Raw genomic sequence first — 20,928 nt, forward strand, 5'->3', positions numbered from 1 at the left:
AATAACACGTCCCCCTTCTGCACCGTGTCGCCCTTTTTCCTGTTCAACCCGGTGATGATACAACTCTCTACCGATTGCCCCTGCTTGGGCATGATTACTACAACTGCCATTGATGCACGATTTAAATATGCAAATATATATAATTTTAATTATTATCAACTGTGCTGACCTATGCTGACGCGATGATATATTACCTTTGATTGCCTCCAAAGATAAATACCATTAAATTAATACATAATATTTTTGGTTCACCAAAAGTCATTCTATTCATTATATTTAACTTAGCCACACAGAAATATCGACAAATGTACTGAATTTGATCTTTCGGTCGGTTCAATAATTGATTTTTCCTCTGTGATTTTTGATAGAAATCTTAATCAGCTATAAATTAAAGAGGTTATCATACGTGTGACAACCTCTTCAACAATTTTACATAATCTCGACTGTATCTACTCACCCATGATCTGGACCTCGCATACTCTTTTCCGTTCTCTTATTTGATCCCAATCGATAAAATAAATAAACCCGAAATCTCCCAGGGAAAGTTCACCGTCGATTAAGGGGATTGTCTCTGAGCGGCCAAAGAATACCGAACGCAGATGGGCATCGGTATTCAGGCTTCCCTTCGGTTCTTCATCGGGAAACGTGAGGGCGAATTCAATATGCCTGGGGCCCGGATGAAGGTATTGCCCTTCTGTCCTGCAAGTAGGGACCAACTTCTCCATAATGTTGTTCAAATCCTGCTGCAAATATTCCCTTCCGAAAAAATTCAAATCGTGGGAGCATTCCTGTGTGATCACGGAGCATGTGGTATGATGCGAATAAATTACACAAATTCCGTTTTTGACTCCAGACTCATCAACAATTTTTTTAACGCCGTCGGTTACGTTGTGAAAATCGGGTCTGTGATCTTTCGACTGTAACTCAATTGTTCCTCTGTAAAGTTTCATTCTTTTAATCTCCTTTTAATTTTTTAAATTTATAATTTATCACTTACTTCCCGTGTACTTCATCCCATGCTATGCGCACGGCATGAATCATTTCATCTAACATAGCCTCCGGATCCCTGGCTTTCATGATGCCACTTGTAGTTCCTGTGGCGTCGGCCCCGGCTTTTATTACTCTGTAAACATCCTGTCCGTTCTTGATTCCTGCAGCCTGCAGGACCTGAATTTCCCGATTTACCCTTTTGACAGCCGAAGTAGTGGCTATTATGTATTCCTCGTCGCTGGTCTGTCCTGTCCCGATTAACTCCGTTGGTTCCGCCACAATGATATTGGGAGAGAAATGGGCGATAGCTTCCGCCTCTTTGAGAGAATCGGCACAAACAATGGTTACCAACCCGACTTCATCCGCCCGCCTGATTGCCTGATACAAATTAGCCATCGTCATCGGTTTTTCCGCATGGTTAAGCATCACACCCACGGCTCCGGCAGCTTTTACCGCTTCGGGAAGGATCGAACCCAATCCCCTGCCCACCGGTAAAGGATCCATATGCTGGGCAAATATGAGTACATGTTCGGTTTCTTTTGCTAACCGATAAATATCGGTAGGCTGAGGGGTTAAGATAATCCTCACATCGTATCTGGCTGAAGCTTCGTCGGCCGCTTTTGCCAATTTCAACATCTTTTCTCCATAGAGAAAAGCTTTTGGTCCAATCTCAAAAAATGGCGGTTTAATCGTTAGTCCTTTATACATGGTTATGTCAATTATTAAGTTTCTTTCCTACCGCTCCCCCCGGATGGATAAGGGCAAATTGCTCAATTTTATATCCGGTTTGTTCCATAATAGCGGAAAGCATGGCATCGAAAATAGCGACTGTGACTACAAAACTTGATGTGGCCATGATGTTTAACGGATCACTCTCCCTCCTGATCTTCATCGGAACCACTATTTGAGATTTCTCGGATAAGGGAGAATTCAGATTTTCCGTGATACCGATCAGTATTGCCTCTTTTTTATTGCACACATCGATGATCGGGAGCAATTCAGCCGTTTTTCCTCCGCGGGAAACCATAACCACCGCGTCCCCTCTTTTTATACATCCCAATCCGCCGTGAACAGCTTCCGCGGGTGACAGGAATTGAGCATTCCGTTCAATACAGCACAGAGAATGTGAAACATTTTTTGCTGCGCAGGTAATAATTTTGGAACAGGTACTCAATACTGTAACAGCTTCATAAAAACGCTCAATATCCAGGTAATCTATGATGTCCGATATAGCATCGCGTTCTATTCTCAGGGACTCTATTGCTTTCTGCATTATGACATCTCTTGTCAATCCTCCCATAATTCTTTGTTTTTAATATCTTTACTCCAATTTTTATATTTTTCCATTTCCACCGGATCGGGATAAATGGTTTCTGTGAACGCCATTTGACTTTCCATAACTTCATCCATATTCTTAAAGCGCGACATTCCTACCCTACATAACATCGCCGCCCCCTTACAGGCAAGTTCGCCGGATTCGGGCAGTAAAAATGGCCGGTCCAGTATATCGGCTTTAATTTGCAACCACAGCCGGCTACGGGCTCCTCCTCCTGAAGGAACAATGGCCTGCGCATCCGTCCCATCTAATTTTTTGACAAGGCCATCTAAACTCAATCCCGTCGACTCGAGGATCGCCCTTACAAAGTGACCGTGGGTATATCTTTTTTTTACGTTTATAAAACCTTTTAAATCCATATATTCGTTCGCAGATGATTTTGCAACCAGCCCTTCACATCCCGGCGCAATTGTTTCGGCCAATGCAAGCAGTTGGGGTATGGAAAGTGCGGGAGCATAATTTGATTGATACCACTCCAAAACTATCGCTCCGTTTGCATTGAAAGCCATCTGAAAATAGTGACTGTCATCCACCCCTTGCGAGATATTCACACCTATCCGTGGTTTATATTCCTTTTGGCAATTGACGCAAGCCAGAACGGTTCCTGTTGATTCACTGATGTAGTTCAGTCTGGGAAGCCCGGCACCGATAGCGACCATATGGTGGTCTAATCCGCCTGAAAACATATTTGTATCGGGAGATAAACCTATAAGCCCTGCACCTTTTTCAGTAAGATTTCCAACCAGACTTCCCATTTTTAATAGAGTCGGCAAATGTGTTTTTTCAATATTAAAAATGTCTGTAGCCTCCTGCCACCACCGACCTTCCGGAACATTTAGTAAACCCGTCATAGACGAAGTGCTTACATCACTTATACGGTTACCGGTAAGAGTAAATGTCAAATAATCAGAGATAGACATGATACTCCTTACCTTTTCCCATATATAGGGTTGTTGTTTTTGAAACCAACCTATTTTTGCAATAAGTGAATGTTTGCCGGGTGAAATTCCCAGTCCTGTTTTATAAAGAAAGTCCGTCTTCTTTAATAGTGTTTGCACTTGGGCAGATCCATCCTCAGCTCTCTCATCACTCCATAAAATCAAGGGTGTTAACGGATTATCCGACTCATCCAGTAGAAGGAAACTATTGGCCTGGGAAGAATAAGACAGAGCCTGTATTTTATTGGAAGATATGTTCGCCTCTTTCATTGCATACCGGATACAAAGACGGAGCGTTTTCCAGAAAACAGCGACTTCCAACTCACAAACACTTCCTCCATAGCCACTCTTTTCCACCGGATGCCTGCCTAACCCGTGCAGTTTTCCGTTTTCATCAAATATACCTGCTTTGAAATAACTTGTGCCTAAATCTATTCCAAGAAAGAAACTCATTTGTTCAATTGTTCAATTACATTAGTCGTTTTCTGCGCTTGGTATAACCAAAGCAAGCTTTGTTTCTGCTCTTGCTTAACGAAAACGTTCCAGTAAATCAATCGTTTTTTTTATTAGTATTCCCCCTGATCTGTAGTCGAAAAGCGAATTTCCGGCTTCGTAAAAACCCTTATCGACTGCTTCCTTTGTAGTGATATATCCCTGTAATTCTCCGTTTGCATAAGTGATTAAAGAGATATTTTTATACAAAGCTTTTAATTCAAGCCCATACTCGGCAAAAATTTCTCCCGGCCAGGCAATAAAACTCCAATACCCGATCCTGATCATCTGTATTTCTGCCGGTAAACAATTCTTATAGGCCTCGTCCAATAAATTGGATTGAGCCTTCTTAGTAAGAAACAACAATTCTTCCGCTCCAAACCAATCCACTTCTGCCGTCCGGACTTCCTGTCGATTACCGGACGATTTTCCCAGCTCTTCGAAGCGCTTTTTTGCCTTGTCTCTACGTTGTTGTGCCCATTCGACCGCAGGGAATTTGCGTTTCGGTAAATCCGTCCCGGTTTGTACGGATCGAACTGTCCATTCTGATGAATAAACAATATCCTCTGTCAATTTTGACAAAATTGAGCCGGCAACGATCTCTCCAATACGGTGGGCCTCCTCAAATGTATTCGACTTGGTGACATGGCGCGGACTTTGATTCCCCGCAGTTCCGGTAAAGTATATTACGGGACAATCTGTCCCCAATAGTTCCTGCTGCAATTTTTCGCGAACAAAATAAGGGAAATCGCTGCTGTAGAGTCTGGAGTCCTCGTGCAGAATAGTCGGGTGCATACTGCAGACCAACATAGATGCGATATATTCCTTATTCCTACTATTCCGGACAATCATAGCGGGTACCTCCATATCTTTGGCGCCGGAAGGATCATGCCGATTAGTCCCTGCTCCCGTTGCATCGCCCGTTACAAATGCAATTTCAGCTGAAACGGCATTTTCAATAGCCTGAAAAGCAGCTTGTACGGTTTTCTTTTCCATATACCTCAAATAATCCCTATCTACCTTCGGGACAATCGGATCATTTTCACTGATAATACAATCTACGGTTACCGGTCCTGAGTGCGTATGGGTTGCTGCTATCATGATGTTTGAAGCCGGAATACCTTTTTTCTCAGAAATAACACGTCTGATCCGGGTAACCATATCTTTGCTTATATAAATGATATCGTTGGAAATAAACAAAACTTCTTCTTTTCCATCGCTCAAATATAAAGCAGAACTTAGTAATAGATCATGCGTTCCCGTACTTGTTCTTTCCACAAACGGATAACCGTGAAGAAAATGCGAATCTTGAGGCGTAATATTTGTAAATGCTGCTCCGGCTTTGAATTGAGCCTCCCCAAACTTCCCGGTAGAGGAGGTTTTTGGAAAAATATTGTCAATCATTCTTTTATATGGATCTATTTTCGTTAAAAATCTGAACAGGCTATGGGTATTAAGAGAAGCCCTTCTTTTCTATTAGAAAGAATGGAGGGCAGTTGTTTAATATCCTTTATTCCAATCAGTTTCAATATTCTGAGCAATCGTTTCCGAGATAAATACATCCGTCCGTAGTGTTTGTAATAAGGATTCCGGCACAAGAGGTGTTACCGGGCCATGCAGTACAAGACGGGAGATAAAACGTTGCCAGGCTGTTGTCGTGCCATGCACCGTAATAGCATGTACATCTATCCGGTGCTTCGCTTTTATTACCTCTAAAGGCCCAATCGTGGCGGCCTTCGGAGGAATTGCCGCCAAATTACCGCTCTTACCGAAACATCCGTGCAAAGAATTCTGAGCAAGAGTAAAGGGACTCAAAGTACATACCCGGGCACTCATATTCTTCCACTCCTCAAGTGTCCCTTGAAATTCCGGAGCATCGGGTTCTATAAAGGCCAAATGGCCTGTCCATCCCGGACCGCTGTAGCATATATCCGCTCCACCCATATCATCAATCATTTTTCCGTAATCTTTCAAATTTTTGTTGGTGAATCCGATAAAATGACTTTTTTTGGGCCTTAATTTTTCGTCTATTTCATAATAAAAATACTTCATCATAGCGTGGGTAAAAGCGAATTTCCAATTTTCAGGGGCAATGTTTCCGTGCTCATCAGCATATTCGTCCATAGCGAAAGCATAGATATTTCTGCAATCAATATGGCAGGTATTAATCAAACGGGCAACATGCCTGTATATCGGAGCGGGGTTGGGAAGGATCATCACAAGTTTATTTCCTGTTTCGGAAGCATGCTTGATCCTCGCGAACATATCTGTAAGCCAGATATAATCAACATCGGCATCAGGCATTACTTTTATTATAAATTCAGGATTTGAGTGCTTCTCAATATCTTCCTTCTTAATATTGGTAACCCTGAGTATCTCGTTTTTATCTTTAAACGGTACCCATTCAGAAGGGTTAAAATCAAATTGTCGATGCCCAAGAGTCAGATGGTCAGGCTTGGTTCTTTCTGTTTGTTTCATATGATTATTTTATTTTTTCTTGTCGGTATCATATCATTTCCTTCCAAAAAAACATTTTCCCTTTATCCACGTTTGCAATACCTCTAATTTCTCATCAATCACGACAAAATCAGCATCGTAACCGACAGATAATTTTCCTTTTTTATGATCAATGTCCAGTACCTTTGCCGGATTGGCACTAAGTAACTTAGAAGCTTCTACAAGACTTATACCCAACCATTTCATGGCATTTCTCAATGCCTGATCCATAGTTAATCCGCTACCTGCCAGTGTATTATTCTCTACGGACCGGGCAGGACTCCCTTTCGATGAGAAGTAAATCTCACCGCTATTGCCAAATACAAATCGTCCGGGCTCCAACCCGGCACCTACATTGGCATCCGTAATTAAGCAAACCTTCCCGGGGCCTTGCGCCTTACAAGCCAATGCCATCTTTATCGCAACCGGATTCACATGTACCCCATCCAAAATAAAATCCACGCTTACACGTTCGTCTGCCAGGATCGCTTCCACTGCACCGCAAGGTCTCACCCCCGCCTCCGTAACTTCCGGACAAGGGAAAACATCATAGAAATGGGTTGCATGACAGGCACCCAACTCTATCGCCCGTTGGGTTTCTTCTACATTTGCGGCAGTATGGGTCATAAATACCGGAGTATCATTATCCGCCATCAGCGGAATAAGGGTTTCAATTCCTTCCACATCGGGAGAGATACTGAATATGGCTTTATAGGGTTTAGCGGCATTGATCAAAGATCTTACCCTGTCGGCATCGGAGTGTGCGATCGCATCGGAATTCAGCGCTCCTGTTATTTTGAGAAAAGGCCCTTCCAGATGAAATCCTAAAATTTCAGCACCTTGGGTTTCTGTCTTTACCAATCCGGAAAGAAAAGCCTCATCTTCTCCTTTCGGACGGGGGGCAACAGTAGGTAGAAAACCGGTAACTCCGTACTGAGGCAACGCCCTGCATATTTCTGTCAAGGCCTCCGGGCCATCATCGACTAATGATGTATGGATACCATGAATATGTAAATCGATAAAACCCGGCAGGATGTAAGCGTTTCCCATATCAACAATATGATTGTCCGGAGGTAATTCCCCAACATCAATAATGTACCCATTCTCTATAGTAATGTACCCATCCTTTATTCCGGATGTCATTACGATTTGTCCCTTGAAAGACAATTTATTACCTGCTTCTGTATTCATATTATCAATTAGAAATTATATTCAATAGTTTCTTATGGCGTTTTTCTTCATGCATAAACCTTGTTCCCACCGGACAACCGTGCCGGACGCGGCGAACCATTTAACGCAACCAGCGGTATGACGTTTTACTAGCTACGATCCGTCAAATTCAACCGTATAGGGCACGTGGTTGTTGCGGTCTTTTTATTCGTCTACTATTAACAGTGGAGTTTCATAATTATTTTCAATATATAAATGATCAACTTCGCCTATTTTGTTAAAACCTGCTTTTGCTATATACATTTTTCGGGGATGAATTCTTTCTTTATTATAATGCGCGTGAAAAACAACTCGCAGGTCTCCCTGTTTGTCCTTGAACATGGAGTTATGCCCGACTCCAACAAGATCACCTGGCTTTTGCAAAAGAGGGTTATTGGGATATTTTAGCCATTCCCCCATAATATCAGTAGCTGTGGCACAACCGATACCGTAGAATTGACTTTCGTAGCTATTTGCCGAATACGTCATGTAATACAATCCGTTATGCTTGATCACAAAGGGGCCTTCGTTCACCCTAGGCCAAACCTGTTCCCAAGCCTGCGAAACATGGATGCACGGGTGCAGTGTCTCGGTTTTAATAGTCATCAAATCATTTTCCAATTCCGCCACCCAGATATTTAATCCATCATTAAAACGGTCGAAAAATAAATACGCCTTACCGTTATCGTCAATAAAAAGTGAATTATCGATGGCTCTCTCTCCTTCAAACATAGGTTTTTTGACAGGTTGTCTGAAAGGTCCTAGCGGAGAGTCTGCAATTGCCACACAAATATGTTCTTCAGCAGAATAGTACATGTAGAATTTTCCATTGACATAATATACTTCCGGTGCCCAAAACCATTTATTACCAAAAGAATCGTCCTTGTGAAGCGCGAGCCTATCTTGTTTCTTCCATTCCTTTAAATCTTGCGAAACATAAACTTCAATACCATTATCCGAATTGGTGCCATACGCGTAATACATTTCATCATGCAAAAGTATGTAAGGATCGGCTAAGGTTAATTCAGCATATACTTTTGAAGTTGTAAAATTAATTTCTTCCAAATAAACTGTTTTACCGCTTTTGTCTTTTACATAAGGTAAAATATTGTATTGGGTATTTCGTTTTAATCCTGATAATGTAATGTTCGCGTTTACAAACTCTTTTATCACCGGATCATGTACGGTTACTTCCGTTTGGCTATAATGAAACCCCCATTCACTCAAATGATCTGTTAAAGCAAATGATACTACAGCCGCATTGCTTGTGATTGCTTCCGGACTAATAGCTACCGTATAAATTAATGTTGCTAATGTAGTGAAATTTTTCTCCGCACCGTATTGAACGGTGCCATCATTAATATAGGCACGATAGTGGTAGGTATGTTCGGGTGTTAAGCCTGCAAAAGTTACCTCGAAAATATCGAGGGAAGCCTTAGTCTGAGGATACTTCTTATACCCGTTTCCATCGTTCAATTCAATGCCATATTGAGTGATGGTACCGGTCCCTTTATCTGAAATCTTTCCCTTACATACAGCCATTACATCACCAACATCCTGCACATCGAGCGTTTCCACCTGTGCCGGACGATTACCTATACCGGTTTCGGTTTCACCTTTACATGAAAACCAAAATAACACGACTCCCAATAACGTAGATAAAATTATCTTACAGAAAATCCCCGGATTTTGATTTTTCATTTTCTCATCCTTTTTCATTTTCTTATTCCTTTATTTTATTTTTATTCAAATTGTTTTCACTATCCACTGGTTCTCCCAACCTTGTTCCCACACATATCCCGTTATCCAATGATATTTTCCTTTATAAAATCCCCGCTGTTCCTATGTTACGCATACATTCCACCGTCCATCAAGATATTTTCCCCATTGATATAAGCTCCTGCTTCGGAAGCAAGTAAAACTATAATCCCTTTGATATCATCGTTATTTGCCATACGCCCGACCGGAACTTTTTGAGAATAATTCTCAACAAAACGTTCGGGCTGATTATTGAATAAACCGCCGGGACTTATCGAGTTCACTCGTATATTCTTTCCAGCATATATTCTTGCTAGATAGCGTGTTAAATTGATCAATCCTGCCCTATGAAAGAAATAATCTGGTGGAGGATTACCCATGCTGGTACCTTTATAATTTGACAAATCGGGACCAAACATCCCCATCATGGATGCGATATTGATGATGCTTCCTCCTCCGCCCTGTTCGATCAAAGAAGCCATCTCACGTAGAATATCCATGGCTCCCGTAGCATTTATTTCCATCGATTTCGCGAAGTTCTCCATCGGGTCATCATATCCCTTCATCGGTCTGGCAACAGCATTGTTTACAAACACATCCAACCTGCCAAACTGATCAATTATTGCTTTTTTTAATGATAATACCGACTCATGATCTCCCTGGTCAACTTGCATAGCATGCACATCAAACCCTTTCTCACAAAACCGGGATACAACATCCTTTACATTATCCATATTTCGGGATGCAATAATCACCGTTCCGTCAGCTTCTGCCAAACCTTCCACGATGCATTTGCCATAGTTTCCGGCCCCCCCCGTTACTAATGTTATTTTACCACGCAGGCTCAATAATTCTTTTACATTCATAACTCAATATCTTAAAACTTCGACATATCTATAGTTGCTCCACTTTGCTTTTTGCTTTCGTTGGCAGCAATCAACGTACGTATTATATTTTCGGTTTTATCGAAAGACAGACGTGAAGCCCCTTCCTGCACTGAACGGATGAACTCGATGATAGTATCCCTAAACATCGAATAGGAATTTTTTATATCAATAAGTCTCCAACCCTGCTGTCCGAAGAGTGAAAGTTGAAAAGTGGAGGAAATATCCATAAAGAGATGCACCGTCGCTTGAAGTCCGTTTTCAAATTCTATGTGAACAATATCTTTATCTGTTTTTCCTGTATATTTCACAAAAGCGAGACGAGGATCATCCAATAAGGAGAATAACGCCTCTAACAAATGGACACCATATTTTTTCCAATCTTTTTTTCCGACAGCCGTAGCGAGTTCCAGCTTACCCAACGCATTTATTTCCTGTTTCACAATTCTGCATTCATTGGCATAACGCATGGAAGAACAAGACATCAGGAATTTACCTTTGGCATTCTCTTCAGAAAAGTAGTGCAGGTCCTTCATCGTTATAGCAAGCGGTTTATCGACAAATAGCGGTATTCGGGCATCTAAAAATGGCTTCGCCATGGCAACATGATTTTCCGGATCATCACGGCAAAGCAGCACTGCGTCTACCCAAGGAATCATATCCTCCAGATTATCTACAATCCTCGATATATTGCATGTTTTTGCAATGCTTTCGGAGATACTACGTTCCTGTGTCCAAACACAAGCCACTTCGGCTCCGGGAATGCCGAGTGTATCCTTATTGGCTTCGAGATAATTTGTGACCGCCGGATAACCGAGTCTGCTAATCTCTTCGCCGTCGAAAGTCCCGTTTATTATTGAAGACCAGGAGTAGGGATGTGCATTACCCGGACTCATTCCAATTACACCTAATTTTATCATATCTCTTTCTTCATTACTCATATTTCGCACTTCCCTCAAACAATTGACAAAGAAATAGAAGGGTAATGCATTAATCTATATCTCTGTTTCAAGAAGCAATATTTTACTTTTGTACGTGCGGTTTTCAACAGGCCAATTCAAACCAACATTCATCAAAAACGAGCCTGTATATCTTCCTATCTCCTTATTCTCTGATATATCTTTTACAATATACATGGAATCCGGGCGTAATGACATAAGTTGGATACTCTTTGATCCTCTTTCAATAAACTGACTACCGGTGGCGTTATAGGCCATATTAAAACAGAATAACAGAGAGAAATTTTTATCATGAGTTACATATTGTGAAGCAGATCTATTCGTCTCGAATGGTGAAATCAAAGAATAATGATCTCCTTTTTGTACAATCCCACGTATGTTTTTATATTGTTCAATTTTTTTTCTCGCGATTTCCTTTTCTTCATCATTCCATGTGGTGATATCTGCCCCGATACCCAATACACCAGTCATGGAGACATCAAATCGATAGTCAAGAGGCATGGTTTGATGTCTGGTCATGCTGGTTACCCAAGACACCATGGTATTGGCAGGAAGCATTTTCGCATATCCGTGTTGAATAAACAGTCTGTCAATAGGGTCGGTATTGTCACTCAACCATGCCTGATCCATCCTGGACAACATTCCCAAATCAACTCTGCCCCCTCCACTTGCACAGGTTTCAAATAGTACATCTGGAAATTTTTTCCTGAGTTCATCAACCAGTCGATAAACATTTTCTGTATGCCGAATACGCGCTTCTCTCTTTAAACCCTGTGGTGCTTCTTGCCAGCCTGGTTCAGATAAATGATTATTCTGATCCCATTTAATGAAATCTATATCATTATTTTCCAAAAGATTGGTTAATGAATTCAATAAATACCCATAAGCGCCTTCATTCGCCAAATTAAGAATCTTTCTAAATTTATTGCCCTCACGATTAGGAAATTGGAATACCCACTCGGGATGTTTTCTATAGATATCACTGTTCGGGTTAACATTTTCCGGTTCAACCCATAATCCAAATTTCATTCCAAGTCCATGAACATGGTCAATTAACGGCTTTAAACCATTAGGAAATTTGTGCGTATCAACATCAAAGTTTCCTAATCCGCTTTGCGACCTTCCATCCGTTCTGTCTTTAAACCAACCGTCATCCACGACAAACAACTCAACCCCGATTTCTTTGGCCACGTCCGCCAATTTAATTTGTTGTTGTTCATTGACATCATAATGAGTGGCTTCCCAGCTGTTATAGAGCACAGGACGTAATTCATCTCTAAAATTGGAGGGAAGGACATGACTCCGAATATAATTAGCAAGATTCACCGAAGCATTATCTGCTCCCCGGTTCGAATAACCGAATGTGATTTTGGGGCTAATAAAACTCTGCCCCGGAAAGAGAGTCCAATTTGAATCCCAAAAATTAATCCCTCCGGTTATCTGCAGGGCACCATCAAATTTTTGTTCAAAAAACAATCCCCAATTTCCACTATAATGAAGGGAGCCGAACCATGTAGAACCGTCGCTTTTTGTAGCTTCTGATGTTTGAACCATGAACCAAGGAGCATTCTCATTACTCTTGAAACCCTTAGATTGAATCACTTTTAAACCCGTGGTGAGGTGAGCCCGTTCAATTTGAAATTCATTCATGTACCTCCCCGAGAATTGAGTCAGGATATATTTGTCGGCTGGCAAATTAACACTGCCCGATAATAAATTCTCAATCAGCACTTTATTCTCTTTGTCGGTATTTGTCACAGATATCCATTTTTCTATTATATCAAATTCTTTGTAAACTTTGAAATATGACGTGACCTCAAAGGGATAATGAGAATCCTTTTGCACTATTTTCAATAAGGGAATCCCATTGTCATTTGTTATTTGATATGAATCATACACCAAATTCAAGTCCCTGACGTCATCCGAAAAAACCACTTCAATCACAGGAGTTTTGTAAGGGAGCCCTCCTCTCACCGGAATTTCATCGAGGGGTGCCCATTTTGTATTTCTTCGTTTAAAATCGAATTGATCTTTTTGTCCATAGAATACATGTTCTACTTTATTATTTGACACTGTCATTTGATATACAGAGTTATCTGTCTGCAAAATCCAGCCTTCCGGATTTACAGTATTAATTATCTCTTGTGCCGATAAACTTAGAAATAACGAAGGAAAGAAAAAAAGATACAAAAACAATCGAATTTTTATCATTATAAATTAAATATTGCCCTCCCTAAAACCTCATTTCTCAAAAATGTGAAAAATAGAGATATTTCGGTCGGGAATTGTTTAAAAAATTACTAACTCATGTTTCGCACTTCCCTCAAACCATTGACAAAGAAATAGAAGGGGAATGCATTGATTTCTATATCTCTGTATGACAAAATTTCACATATTATCCTCTGATTATCAATTCAGTTTTAAACCGCGAAACATCAGTTTATTATTTATCTCAACCAATTCATTTTATCCCAATACGGCAAGTTTATAAATTCCGGGTCGGGATATGCCAGTTTTTTTGCTTTATTGAAAGTTACCGGATTCAGATAATTGCCATTAGCCGTTTTTAGTGTCTCTTCAAGATATTCTTTCCTATCGATACCTACTAATACGGATGATATTTCAGGAAACGAAAGGGCGAATTTTGTAGCAAGTGCCGGCAAAGTTATATCCGCTTCCCGGATTATATCTCCGTATCTGGAAATATGATTCTCCACATCTTTCAATGCTGGATGCAGGTTCTTACCCCTATCGCTCAGAAGCCCTTTTAAAAGTACCGATCGTACCACTATACCCACTCCCTTCTGGTAGGCTTCTTGGAATAGAGTTCCTTGCCTTTGATCCATTATATTGAATGGTAATTGAATCATATCCCAGTATCCCTTGTCTATCGCTTTTTTGGTCTCCCCGGTTGTATAAGTAGAAACACCTGTAGCCCTGCAAAGGCCTTTGTTCTTCAACTCGTTAAAAACAACAGCGATCGTTTCGTTCTCAAGTATTTTCAGATTTGCCTGATGGAGCATAAAGATATCCACGTGGTCGGTCTGCAATGCCTCTAAACTTTCCTGGAGCGACTCAATAATTATTTTACGTAATTCTGAGTCGAGAGGAAGATTGCCGTCTCTATCCAGCAGATGTCTACATTTTGTTGCCAGTACAATTTTACTCCGCCTGTCGTTAAAGGCTTTTCCCATGACATTTTCACTGTTGCCATACATTCGGGCTGTATCAAAAAAATTAATTCCTGAATCGACAGCCAAATGAAGCAGGTTCACAGCTTCTTTCTCGGACAGCATATCCTCGGAATTGTTTATTCCTATACCGTAAGGCATACCTATCTCAACCCCTCCGAAAGCAATCTCCGAAATTTCTATACCTGTTTTCCCTAATTCTCTTTTTTGCATACTCTTTATTTATACGGTCCAAAGGAAGAAAGGTTTTCTACTTCTTTATTAACCTTCAATCGGTTAAAACTATCAACCAGTTCATTGCAATAATCACTTAAGCCTATTACATCAGCACCAATACTAATAAATTGATATCCTATATTTATCAATTCGTTTACATTATGGATACTTCCGGTGGTGGCGGCAAATTTTCCATGCTTGCGTGCAATTTCTGCTACCCGCCTGCGTGTCTCTATCAATAGAGGGTGATCCCATTGTCCTGGGGCTCCTATCCCTTGGCTAAAATCGCCTGGTCCGAAAAAGAGCATATCATACCCATCCAAAGCTGCAATTGCTTCTAAATCATCAAGGGGTTCGGGATCTTCGATTTGCAAGGCAATAAATCGTTGTTCATTGGCTTGTTTTAAATAGTGTTGAAAATCAAGATTCGTATAAGCCCCATCAGCATTACCTCCGTCAATCGGACGCCTCCCGATGGGATGGAAACGGGTGTGAAAAACCACCTGTTTCGCGTCTTCCAGATCCATGATATGAGGTACCAGTAGTCCCGTGACATCCATCTCGAGCGGTTTGATAAGATCACTGTAGCTTCCACGAGAAACCCGAACCATTACATCGGCATTGTATGATTTTACTGCCCAATTTTGGGCTTTAATTTGACTCCAGTCCTGCACAACGTGCTCTCTATCCAGCCAGATACAATCAAAACCCGACATCGCTGCAATTTCGGCAACTTCACCTCCCGACAAGTTTAATTTGAAACAACTAACTATTTCGCCTGCTCTCAATTTTCTCAATACCCTGCTTTCTTTCATGTTCATATCATTCTTTTATCGTGATATATGTGATTTTCTATTTCTCTATTTTAATATTACTTTTTACCATGAAAAGGAGGAGTATACAAACGAGTAAACTAAACGCTGCAACTTGATATATAGTGCCTAAGTCAATACTCATATCACGCATAACTCCTGTTAGAAAAATACCCAATCCGCCAACCATTGTCGCGAACATGTTCATCACTCCATAGGCAGTAGCCCTATACCTGTTTTCAACAAAAAGGCACATGATTGGCATCAGGTTATCGTCCACGGTCATCCTCATAAACCCGTAAACCATTAGAAAGACTATAGCCAAGGGCAGTACGGAGGTGTAGCTTGCCAAAAAGACACAAGGGGCAGCAATAGCCAACCCGATGATAGGGACAAGAACACGGGCATATTTATTTCTCACACTCCATTTATCGGTAATTACCCCTGCCAGAATAGCGCCTATTATTGATACCGGATAAAGATAAGCTGTTGCATATAAGCCTGCCTGCGTTTGAGATAACTGGAAGTTTTCCTGGTAATAAGTAGGGAGCCACGCGGATATCATCCAACTGACAAGTCCCATAAATCCCCAAAAAATAAGAAGGTAGATGTATGCCGGTTTGCTAAATATAATTTTAAAAACACCTGTAAACTTGATATTTTCTTTCTTGTCCTCTTTTTTCTTACTTGTATCCGTAGTTTCAAGAATACCTGTATGAACCGGTTCTCGCAATAGAAATATTAATATAACCGCGTAAGAGATACCAATAAGCCCGAAGCCATTAAAGGCTAAATTCCAATTAAATTTTTCAGCAATCCATCCTCCCAAGAACCCCAAGCTCTGTCCTAACATAACACCGGCTAAATGTAGACCCGTTGCTAGGGACTGAGTAGATCCCCTATGGTAATCTACAATTAAAGCCAAAGCTGCCGGGATATAAAATGCTTCGCTAATACCCATCAACGCTCTTGAAAATAAAAGCTGATTATAGGTTGTGGCATGACCAGTCATCCATGTTACTAAAGACCAGATAAATAAACTTGCTATAATAACATGGCTCCTTTTAAACCGGTCAGCCATAAATCCGGCTAAAGGGCTTAGGATCGCGTATATCCACAGGAAGATTGAGGTCAGCAACCCAAACTCTGCCTCGGTCATAGGGATCGATTCCATGATTGACCCCCTCATAGTAGTCAGCATGATCCGGTCCAGATAATTTAACAGTCCGACCAAAAAAAGAAGTCCTACTGTAAGCCAGGCTCTTGAAGGTAGTTGATGGGGGTTCGGTGTTGGCATTTTGCTGATTTTTATCTATATTCCCTTTTTTATTCTCGCTTATAGGAAAATTTTAATACTCTTTGCCAATTTCCAAAATTGTTCCTGCAATATGACGTGTACCATTATCTTTATTAAAGTAGTATACAACAAGTACCCTGTCTTTATCTAATTGAACAGGCCATGAATAACCTATATCTCCGTTTCCCCCATCACTACGTAAAACGAACTCAGGGGCAGTAGCATAGTCTGTACATTCGGCATTGAGTATTCTGGCACGAATTCCATAAGGTTTATGACGGTAACCGTAAGTTAGCAAAACACGGTTGTCCGGGAGTCTGAGCGCGTTCAAAGGATGCCCCTGAAACCCCATTGACTCCCATTTGAAAGTTTTGCCTCCATTCGTAGAACGGGCAATACAAGCCTGGTCATCAAAATTTGCTGTTCTCATAAACGCGATCAAGTCTCCTTTGGGTGTTTCATATATGGAAGTTTCATTAAAGCTTACTTTGTCATCCTTGGCTACCAAGCCTGAATATTGCCAGGTTAAACCTTTGTCTTCAGAGACAAGCAGATGATTAGAATTCTTTCTTACAGGTACAGAATCATTAACTGCAACCACCCAAAAAACCCGTCCGTCTTTTCCTTCATATAGTGCACCTCTATTGTAGGCGGGCAAGGGATCTCCAAAAGGATTGAAATTTATTTCCTCATCCACATGTGGAGGATAAATCGGGTCTTCCCATGTTTTTCCGTTATCAAAAGACCGGACAATATATCCTCCGAGAAAGACTGCTCCTCCATTCTTAAAGTATGGTGTTTTAAGATTTGAAAGTCCATCAGGTTTAATGAAAGTCCATCCGTAGCTGGTACAAAGAATTGTACCATCCTGCAATTTTACTAAGCAAGGGTCTTGGGATCCACCAAACGGATGAGCATAAATAAGTTCCGGTTTCTCGGTCCATATTTCTCCATCTTTAGAACGTACCGATACTAGGTAGCTATTGGGGTCCACATGACTGCTACTACTTTCGCCAAACACCTTTCTCTCCGGAGCACGACGGAAAGCAACAATAAAATCTTGCTCATCCGTTTTAATAACAGATGGAAACGATGAATAATATTGAGCATCCTCATAGATAATTATATCTTTTATTTTTCTGATATCCGACTGCTTGGGATTATTGCTACAATAACAGGTAACGACTGACGAGACAGTTAGTAATAACGTGATAATGTAATATTTCCGGTTCATAAGTAAGTAAACAATTATTTATTAGACTTTTGTAATTCAATCTCTTCAATGTATAATGTGAAAAATCGAGAATATCCCGTTGCTGTTTAATTTTGTGCAACTCTCTATCAGAAACTCTCTATATGTTTTATTCGTAAAATCGCAAACGCGCAATAAGACAAGACATCAACAGATTGCGGATCATCTAACCCTTTTTTCTTATCTATTAAAGCAGAGATAATCTCCAGTTCATCTCGGCCTCCTTTTTCGGCAAAGGCCTCTAAAACATTCATGCAAACATTATTCTTTTCCTCATTTCTACTCAAAGACAGCAGGTTGTCCCAAATCTCCTTGTATGAATCCGTTTGAATTGCATTGTTATTAGCTGTTATGATTGCTGTTGTCAATAAATTCACTTTTATTGGATTCTTATTTGATTCCGAAAGAGTTGAGTCGGATAGAATTTTCCATGAAGAATCTTTCAATATTCCTAGTTTTCTTAATGCGTAAAGAGAAATTGATCGAGTTGAAAAATCATATTGCTCAGATACGGAAAACCTCAATAATAATTCCTGTACAATTTCAAAGTTTTCATCAGACGTATAGGCAAAATTCCACAGTTTATAAATTGAAAAACTATCCGGGATTCCCCCTGTAAAGATATCGCTTAATTTGGTTTCATCACCAAAAACCGGGACCTCAAGTTTCGCCAGTGTCTCTATTGCATGAAGCCTGTCGGTACTATTTTTATCAAAATACGCTTGCCTGAGCTTATCGATCCACACTTCCTTTTGCTGCAGTTCTGTTTCCGTTTGCATCAAAACCCGCCATATTCCAATCCGGTAAGGAGAAATATCTCCATATAACTGTTCTTCTCTTATGAAAAGTTCTTTCACTCCATCGGGATATCCACTCCACAACATAAACTCTGCTGCATGGACTTTTATCCATTCTTTTTGGTTCTTCATATTACTTTCTAAAATGGAAAGAGTATTCACCACAAGACAATCCGTTATTTTTGTATTTGATTTTGATTTCATATTACAAGACAATAGAGGCAACATCAAAACCCCTATACATAATATCTTCCTTTTTTTTGTCAAATATCCCATGTCGAAATTTTACAGTTGTTTTTTTGCAATTTTTATCTCCCTGATTTTAATGGCTTTTCGTTCTTCTTTATTTTGATTCAAATACCTGAAGTCGGAATAAATGACCAAAAAACTATCGGGACCGGTAGCCAAAAGCTGCGTATATCCGCATGAAGCAGCAACATCGTTCGCGTCATTAAATGGTACCATTTCAAAAGGGTCTGTCCATTTTTCGCCCTTGCCATCGAGCGAAAAGCGTATCTGGACGCCGGGACGGCCGGAAGCGAGCACGAGTACGCCATTCTCCAGTTGAAGCAGTTTGGGGAGTACCCCCGAGGGTGTGAATGCTCGCGGCTGAGACCATGTCACACCTTGGTCCGACGAGCGTGAGAGATACATGGGACCCCTCCCGTAAGCATCATCGGTTCGCATCACGCAAAGAAACGTTCCGTCGGAAAGGATTTCAAACGCCGGCTCGGTATAACCAAAGGCTAAACGCCGGTTTCCATTCGGATCGACCAATGGATCGTAACTATACGGTATTTTCCCTTGAATTTTCCAACTCATGCCATAATCGGTAGAACGGTAAAATGAGACCCCCGATGGATAGACGCCACCCTCTGGGCGTTCGTAAAACATGGCATACATACCGGCAACAATGGAATTATCAGGTAACAGTTTCATATCGCCCCACCATGTAACCGGAAACAGGTCGTTGTTCGAATATCTGACTGCCCCTGGATCGTCTAGTGATGCATGTATCGTAGTTGACCTGCCGTCTTTGGTCTTAACTATATAAGCGCCTTGCAGGGCTGCCGGAAGTTCTGCCATTTGGTAGTAGGTAAATAATCTGCCCGATGCTTCCAAATTGCTCCCGACAGGCGAAGGTAATTGTAAGTCACTTACTTTTAATGGAGCAGGTGAGGTGTAGGTGATAAACTCTCCTATCGCGGGAAGAAACAACCCTCTTCCCCAAACGCTCTGATTGGATGAATGCCATGTTTTCCCGTTATCGGATGATAACATCCTCACATTTACTCCGGTTCCCTGACATTCCAGACCGTCACACTGCATTTGATAAGAGGCTATAAGTAAATCTCCGACGGCACTCCTGTATAAACCGGGAAACTGAAAAAAACCCCATTCCTCCTGTTTTGTTGCCACCGCCACCAGCACAGGTGCTTGCAATTCAATATTCACGAGTGGTTGCCCGTTGCGACAATAGATAATTTTACTCTCATCATATGAAAGAACGCCGGGCCGGATAACTTTAAGATCCTGATTGCCTTCATCCCAGACGGATGTGCCTGTTTCCCTGATTAATTGTAACGGTATAACTTTGCTTGGAACAATGTCTGGATTTTCCGCTTTAACCACGATCTCCCCGGAACGGATCAATTCATCGGTGTTTAAAGCAGCCGCCGTAAATGAATATATCCTTTCTCCTGTCAATGGTATCGAGGCGGAGGTTTCATCAATCCACTCCGGGAGTTCAAAAACTATCGGAACAGTGGCTGTCACTGTCAATGTAAAATCGAGACTTTCTTCTTCACAGATAACAACAGAAGATTCTTTCACGGCAAGTAATGAATTTGCACCAAGTTGGCTAATCTTCACTTTTTCTTCAAGCTCATCAGATAAAATAGTTATTTCAGCCATTCTATCCTTAAAGAAGTCGTTATTGGAAACGGTTACTTTCAGATTGCCTTTTGATATAATTTCAGCCATACACCATGACGGGTTGTTGGATATAGCTGAAAAATCCCGGTTCGAATGGACTCTTATATAATTGACACCGCCCTCAGAGAAAAAATTCAGTTGTTTCGACGAAACCTCCAAATAAAGATTCTCAATCTGTTCCCCTTTGCAGGACATTGCAGTCAACAGAAAAGCGACCGTTACCACGAATAAAATATGAATTCTTCTCGCCATAATATTTAATTTACAGGTCAAAAGAGAGTTTTAATCACAGATAAAAAGATGCTTTTGTAATGACACCCAATCTACCTCTGGTTAATACTCTCTTTTTTTGAAATACCGTAACTC

16 protein-coding genes and 1 pseudogene are annotated in these 20,928 nt (G+C 40.9%); all 17 read right to left on the reverse strand.

Annotation, left to right across the window (positions count from 1 at the left end):
• Nucleotides 1-449: 449 nt before the first annotated feature.
• Complete coding sequence (locus Q0502_RS09385) at nucleotides 450-950, reverse strand: secondary thiamine-phosphate synthase enzyme YjbQ (protein ID WP_298649918.1); 501 nt, start codon at nucleotides 948-950, stop codon at nucleotides 450-452.
• A gap of 43 nt (nucleotides 951-993) precedes the next feature.
• Entirely contained in the window at nucleotides 994-1,698 is a 705-nt protein-coding gene (locus Q0502_RS09390; protein WP_298649919.1) for a triose-phosphate isomerase, read from the reverse strand.
• Nucleotides 1,699-1,705: 7 nt separating this feature from the next.
• The gene (locus Q0502_RS09395; RefSeq protein WP_298649920.1) at nucleotides 1,706-2,263 is read right to left on the reverse strand and encodes an SIS domain-containing protein; all 558 of its coding nucleotides are present in this window, start codon (nucleotides 2,261-2,263) and stop codon (nucleotides 1,706-1,708) included.
• 14 nt (nucleotides 2,264-2,277) lie between these two features.
• On the reverse strand, nucleotides 2,278-3,717 hold the full coding sequence (locus Q0502_RS09400) for an FGGY-family carbohydrate kinase (protein ID WP_298649921.1): 1,440 nt from the start codon (nucleotides 3,715-3,717) through the stop codon (nucleotides 2,278-2,280).
• Between the two features lie 75 nt (nucleotides 3,718-3,792).
• A complete protein-coding gene (locus Q0502_RS09405) occupies nucleotides 3,793-5,160 on the reverse strand; it encodes a neutral/alkaline non-lysosomal ceramidase N-terminal domain-containing protein (RefSeq protein ID WP_298649922.1) in 1,368 nt (455 codons plus the stop codon).
• A gap of 96 nt (nucleotides 5,161-5,256) precedes the next feature.
• The gene (locus Q0502_RS09410; RefSeq protein WP_298649923.1) at nucleotides 5,257-6,234 is read right to left on the reverse strand and encodes a hypothetical protein; all 978 of its coding nucleotides are present in this window, start codon (nucleotides 6,232-6,234) and stop codon (nucleotides 5,257-5,259) included.
• A gap of 33 nt (nucleotides 6,235-6,267) precedes the next feature.
• Nucleotides 6,268-7,443 carry an N-acetylglucosamine-6-phosphate deacetylase gene (nagA, locus tag Q0502_RS09415; RefSeq protein ID WP_298649924.1) on the reverse strand — a complete coding sequence of 392 codons (1,176 nt, stop codon included), beginning with the start codon at nucleotides 7,441-7,443 and terminating at the stop codon, nucleotides 6,268-6,270.
• Nucleotides 7,444-7,626: 183 nt separating this feature from the next.
• Nucleotides 7,627-8,484: pseudogene (locus Q0502_RS09420) on the reverse strand (glycoside hydrolase family 43 protein); the annotation flags it as partial.
• An 824-nt stretch (nucleotides 8,485-9,308) separates the two neighbouring features.
• Nucleotides 9,309-10,085: an SDR family oxidoreductase gene (locus tag Q0502_RS09425; RefSeq protein ID WP_298649925.1), complete on the reverse strand. Its 777-nt coding sequence runs from the start codon at nucleotides 10,083-10,085 to the stop codon at nucleotides 9,309-9,311.
• An 11-nt stretch (nucleotides 10,086-10,096) separates the two neighbouring features.
• Nucleotides 10,097-11,023, reverse strand: a complete 927-nt coding sequence (locus tag Q0502_RS09430) for a Gfo/Idh/MocA family oxidoreductase (protein ID WP_298649926.1) — start codon at nucleotides 11,021-11,023, stop codon at nucleotides 10,097-10,099.
• Nucleotides 11,024-11,098: 75 nt separating this feature from the next.
• Nucleotides 11,099-13,273 carry an alpha-galactosidase gene (locus Q0502_RS09435; protein WP_298649927.1) on the reverse strand — a complete coding sequence of 725 codons (2,175 nt, stop codon included), beginning with the start codon at nucleotides 13,271-13,273 and terminating at the stop codon, nucleotides 11,099-11,101.
• A gap of 236 nt (nucleotides 13,274-13,509) precedes the next feature.
• Nucleotides 13,510-14,466 carry an aldo/keto reductase gene (locus Q0502_RS09440; protein WP_298649928.1) on the reverse strand — a complete coding sequence of 319 codons (957 nt, stop codon included), beginning with the start codon at nucleotides 14,464-14,466 and terminating at the stop codon, nucleotides 13,510-13,512.
• Between the two features lie 5 nt (nucleotides 14,467-14,471).
• Entirely contained in the window at nucleotides 14,472-15,290 is an 819-nt protein-coding gene (locus Q0502_RS09445) for an aldolase/citrate lyase family protein (protein ID WP_298649929.1), read from the reverse strand.
• Between the two features lie 31 nt (nucleotides 15,291-15,321).
• A complete protein-coding gene (locus Q0502_RS09450) occupies nucleotides 15,322-16,578 on the reverse strand; it encodes an MFS transporter (protein WP_298649930.1) in 1,257 nt (418 codons plus the stop codon).
• A gap of 52 nt (nucleotides 16,579-16,630) precedes the next feature.
• Complete coding sequence (locus Q0502_RS09455; protein WP_298649931.1) at nucleotides 16,631-17,812, reverse strand: sialidase family protein; 1,182 nt, start codon at nucleotides 17,810-17,812, stop codon at nucleotides 16,631-16,633.
• A 107-nt stretch (nucleotides 17,813-17,919) separates the two neighbouring features.
• Complete coding sequence (locus Q0502_RS09460) at nucleotides 17,920-18,831, reverse strand: hypothetical protein (RefSeq protein WP_298649932.1); 912 nt, start codon at nucleotides 18,829-18,831, stop codon at nucleotides 17,920-17,922.
• Nucleotides 18,832-18,912: 81 nt separating this feature from the next.
• Nucleotides 18,913-20,814 carry a BACON domain-containing carbohydrate-binding protein gene (locus tag Q0502_RS09465; protein WP_298649933.1) on the reverse strand — a complete coding sequence of 634 codons (1,902 nt, stop codon included), beginning with the start codon at nucleotides 20,812-20,814 and terminating at the stop codon, nucleotides 18,913-18,915.
• Nucleotides 20,815-20,928 lie beyond the last annotated feature (114 nt).

It is taken from the genome of uncultured Proteiniphilum sp., from assembly GCF_937873925.1.
In the GTDB taxonomy this organism is placed as follows: Bacteria; Bacteroidota; Bacteroidia; order Bacteroidales; family Dysgonomonadaceae; genus Proteiniphilum.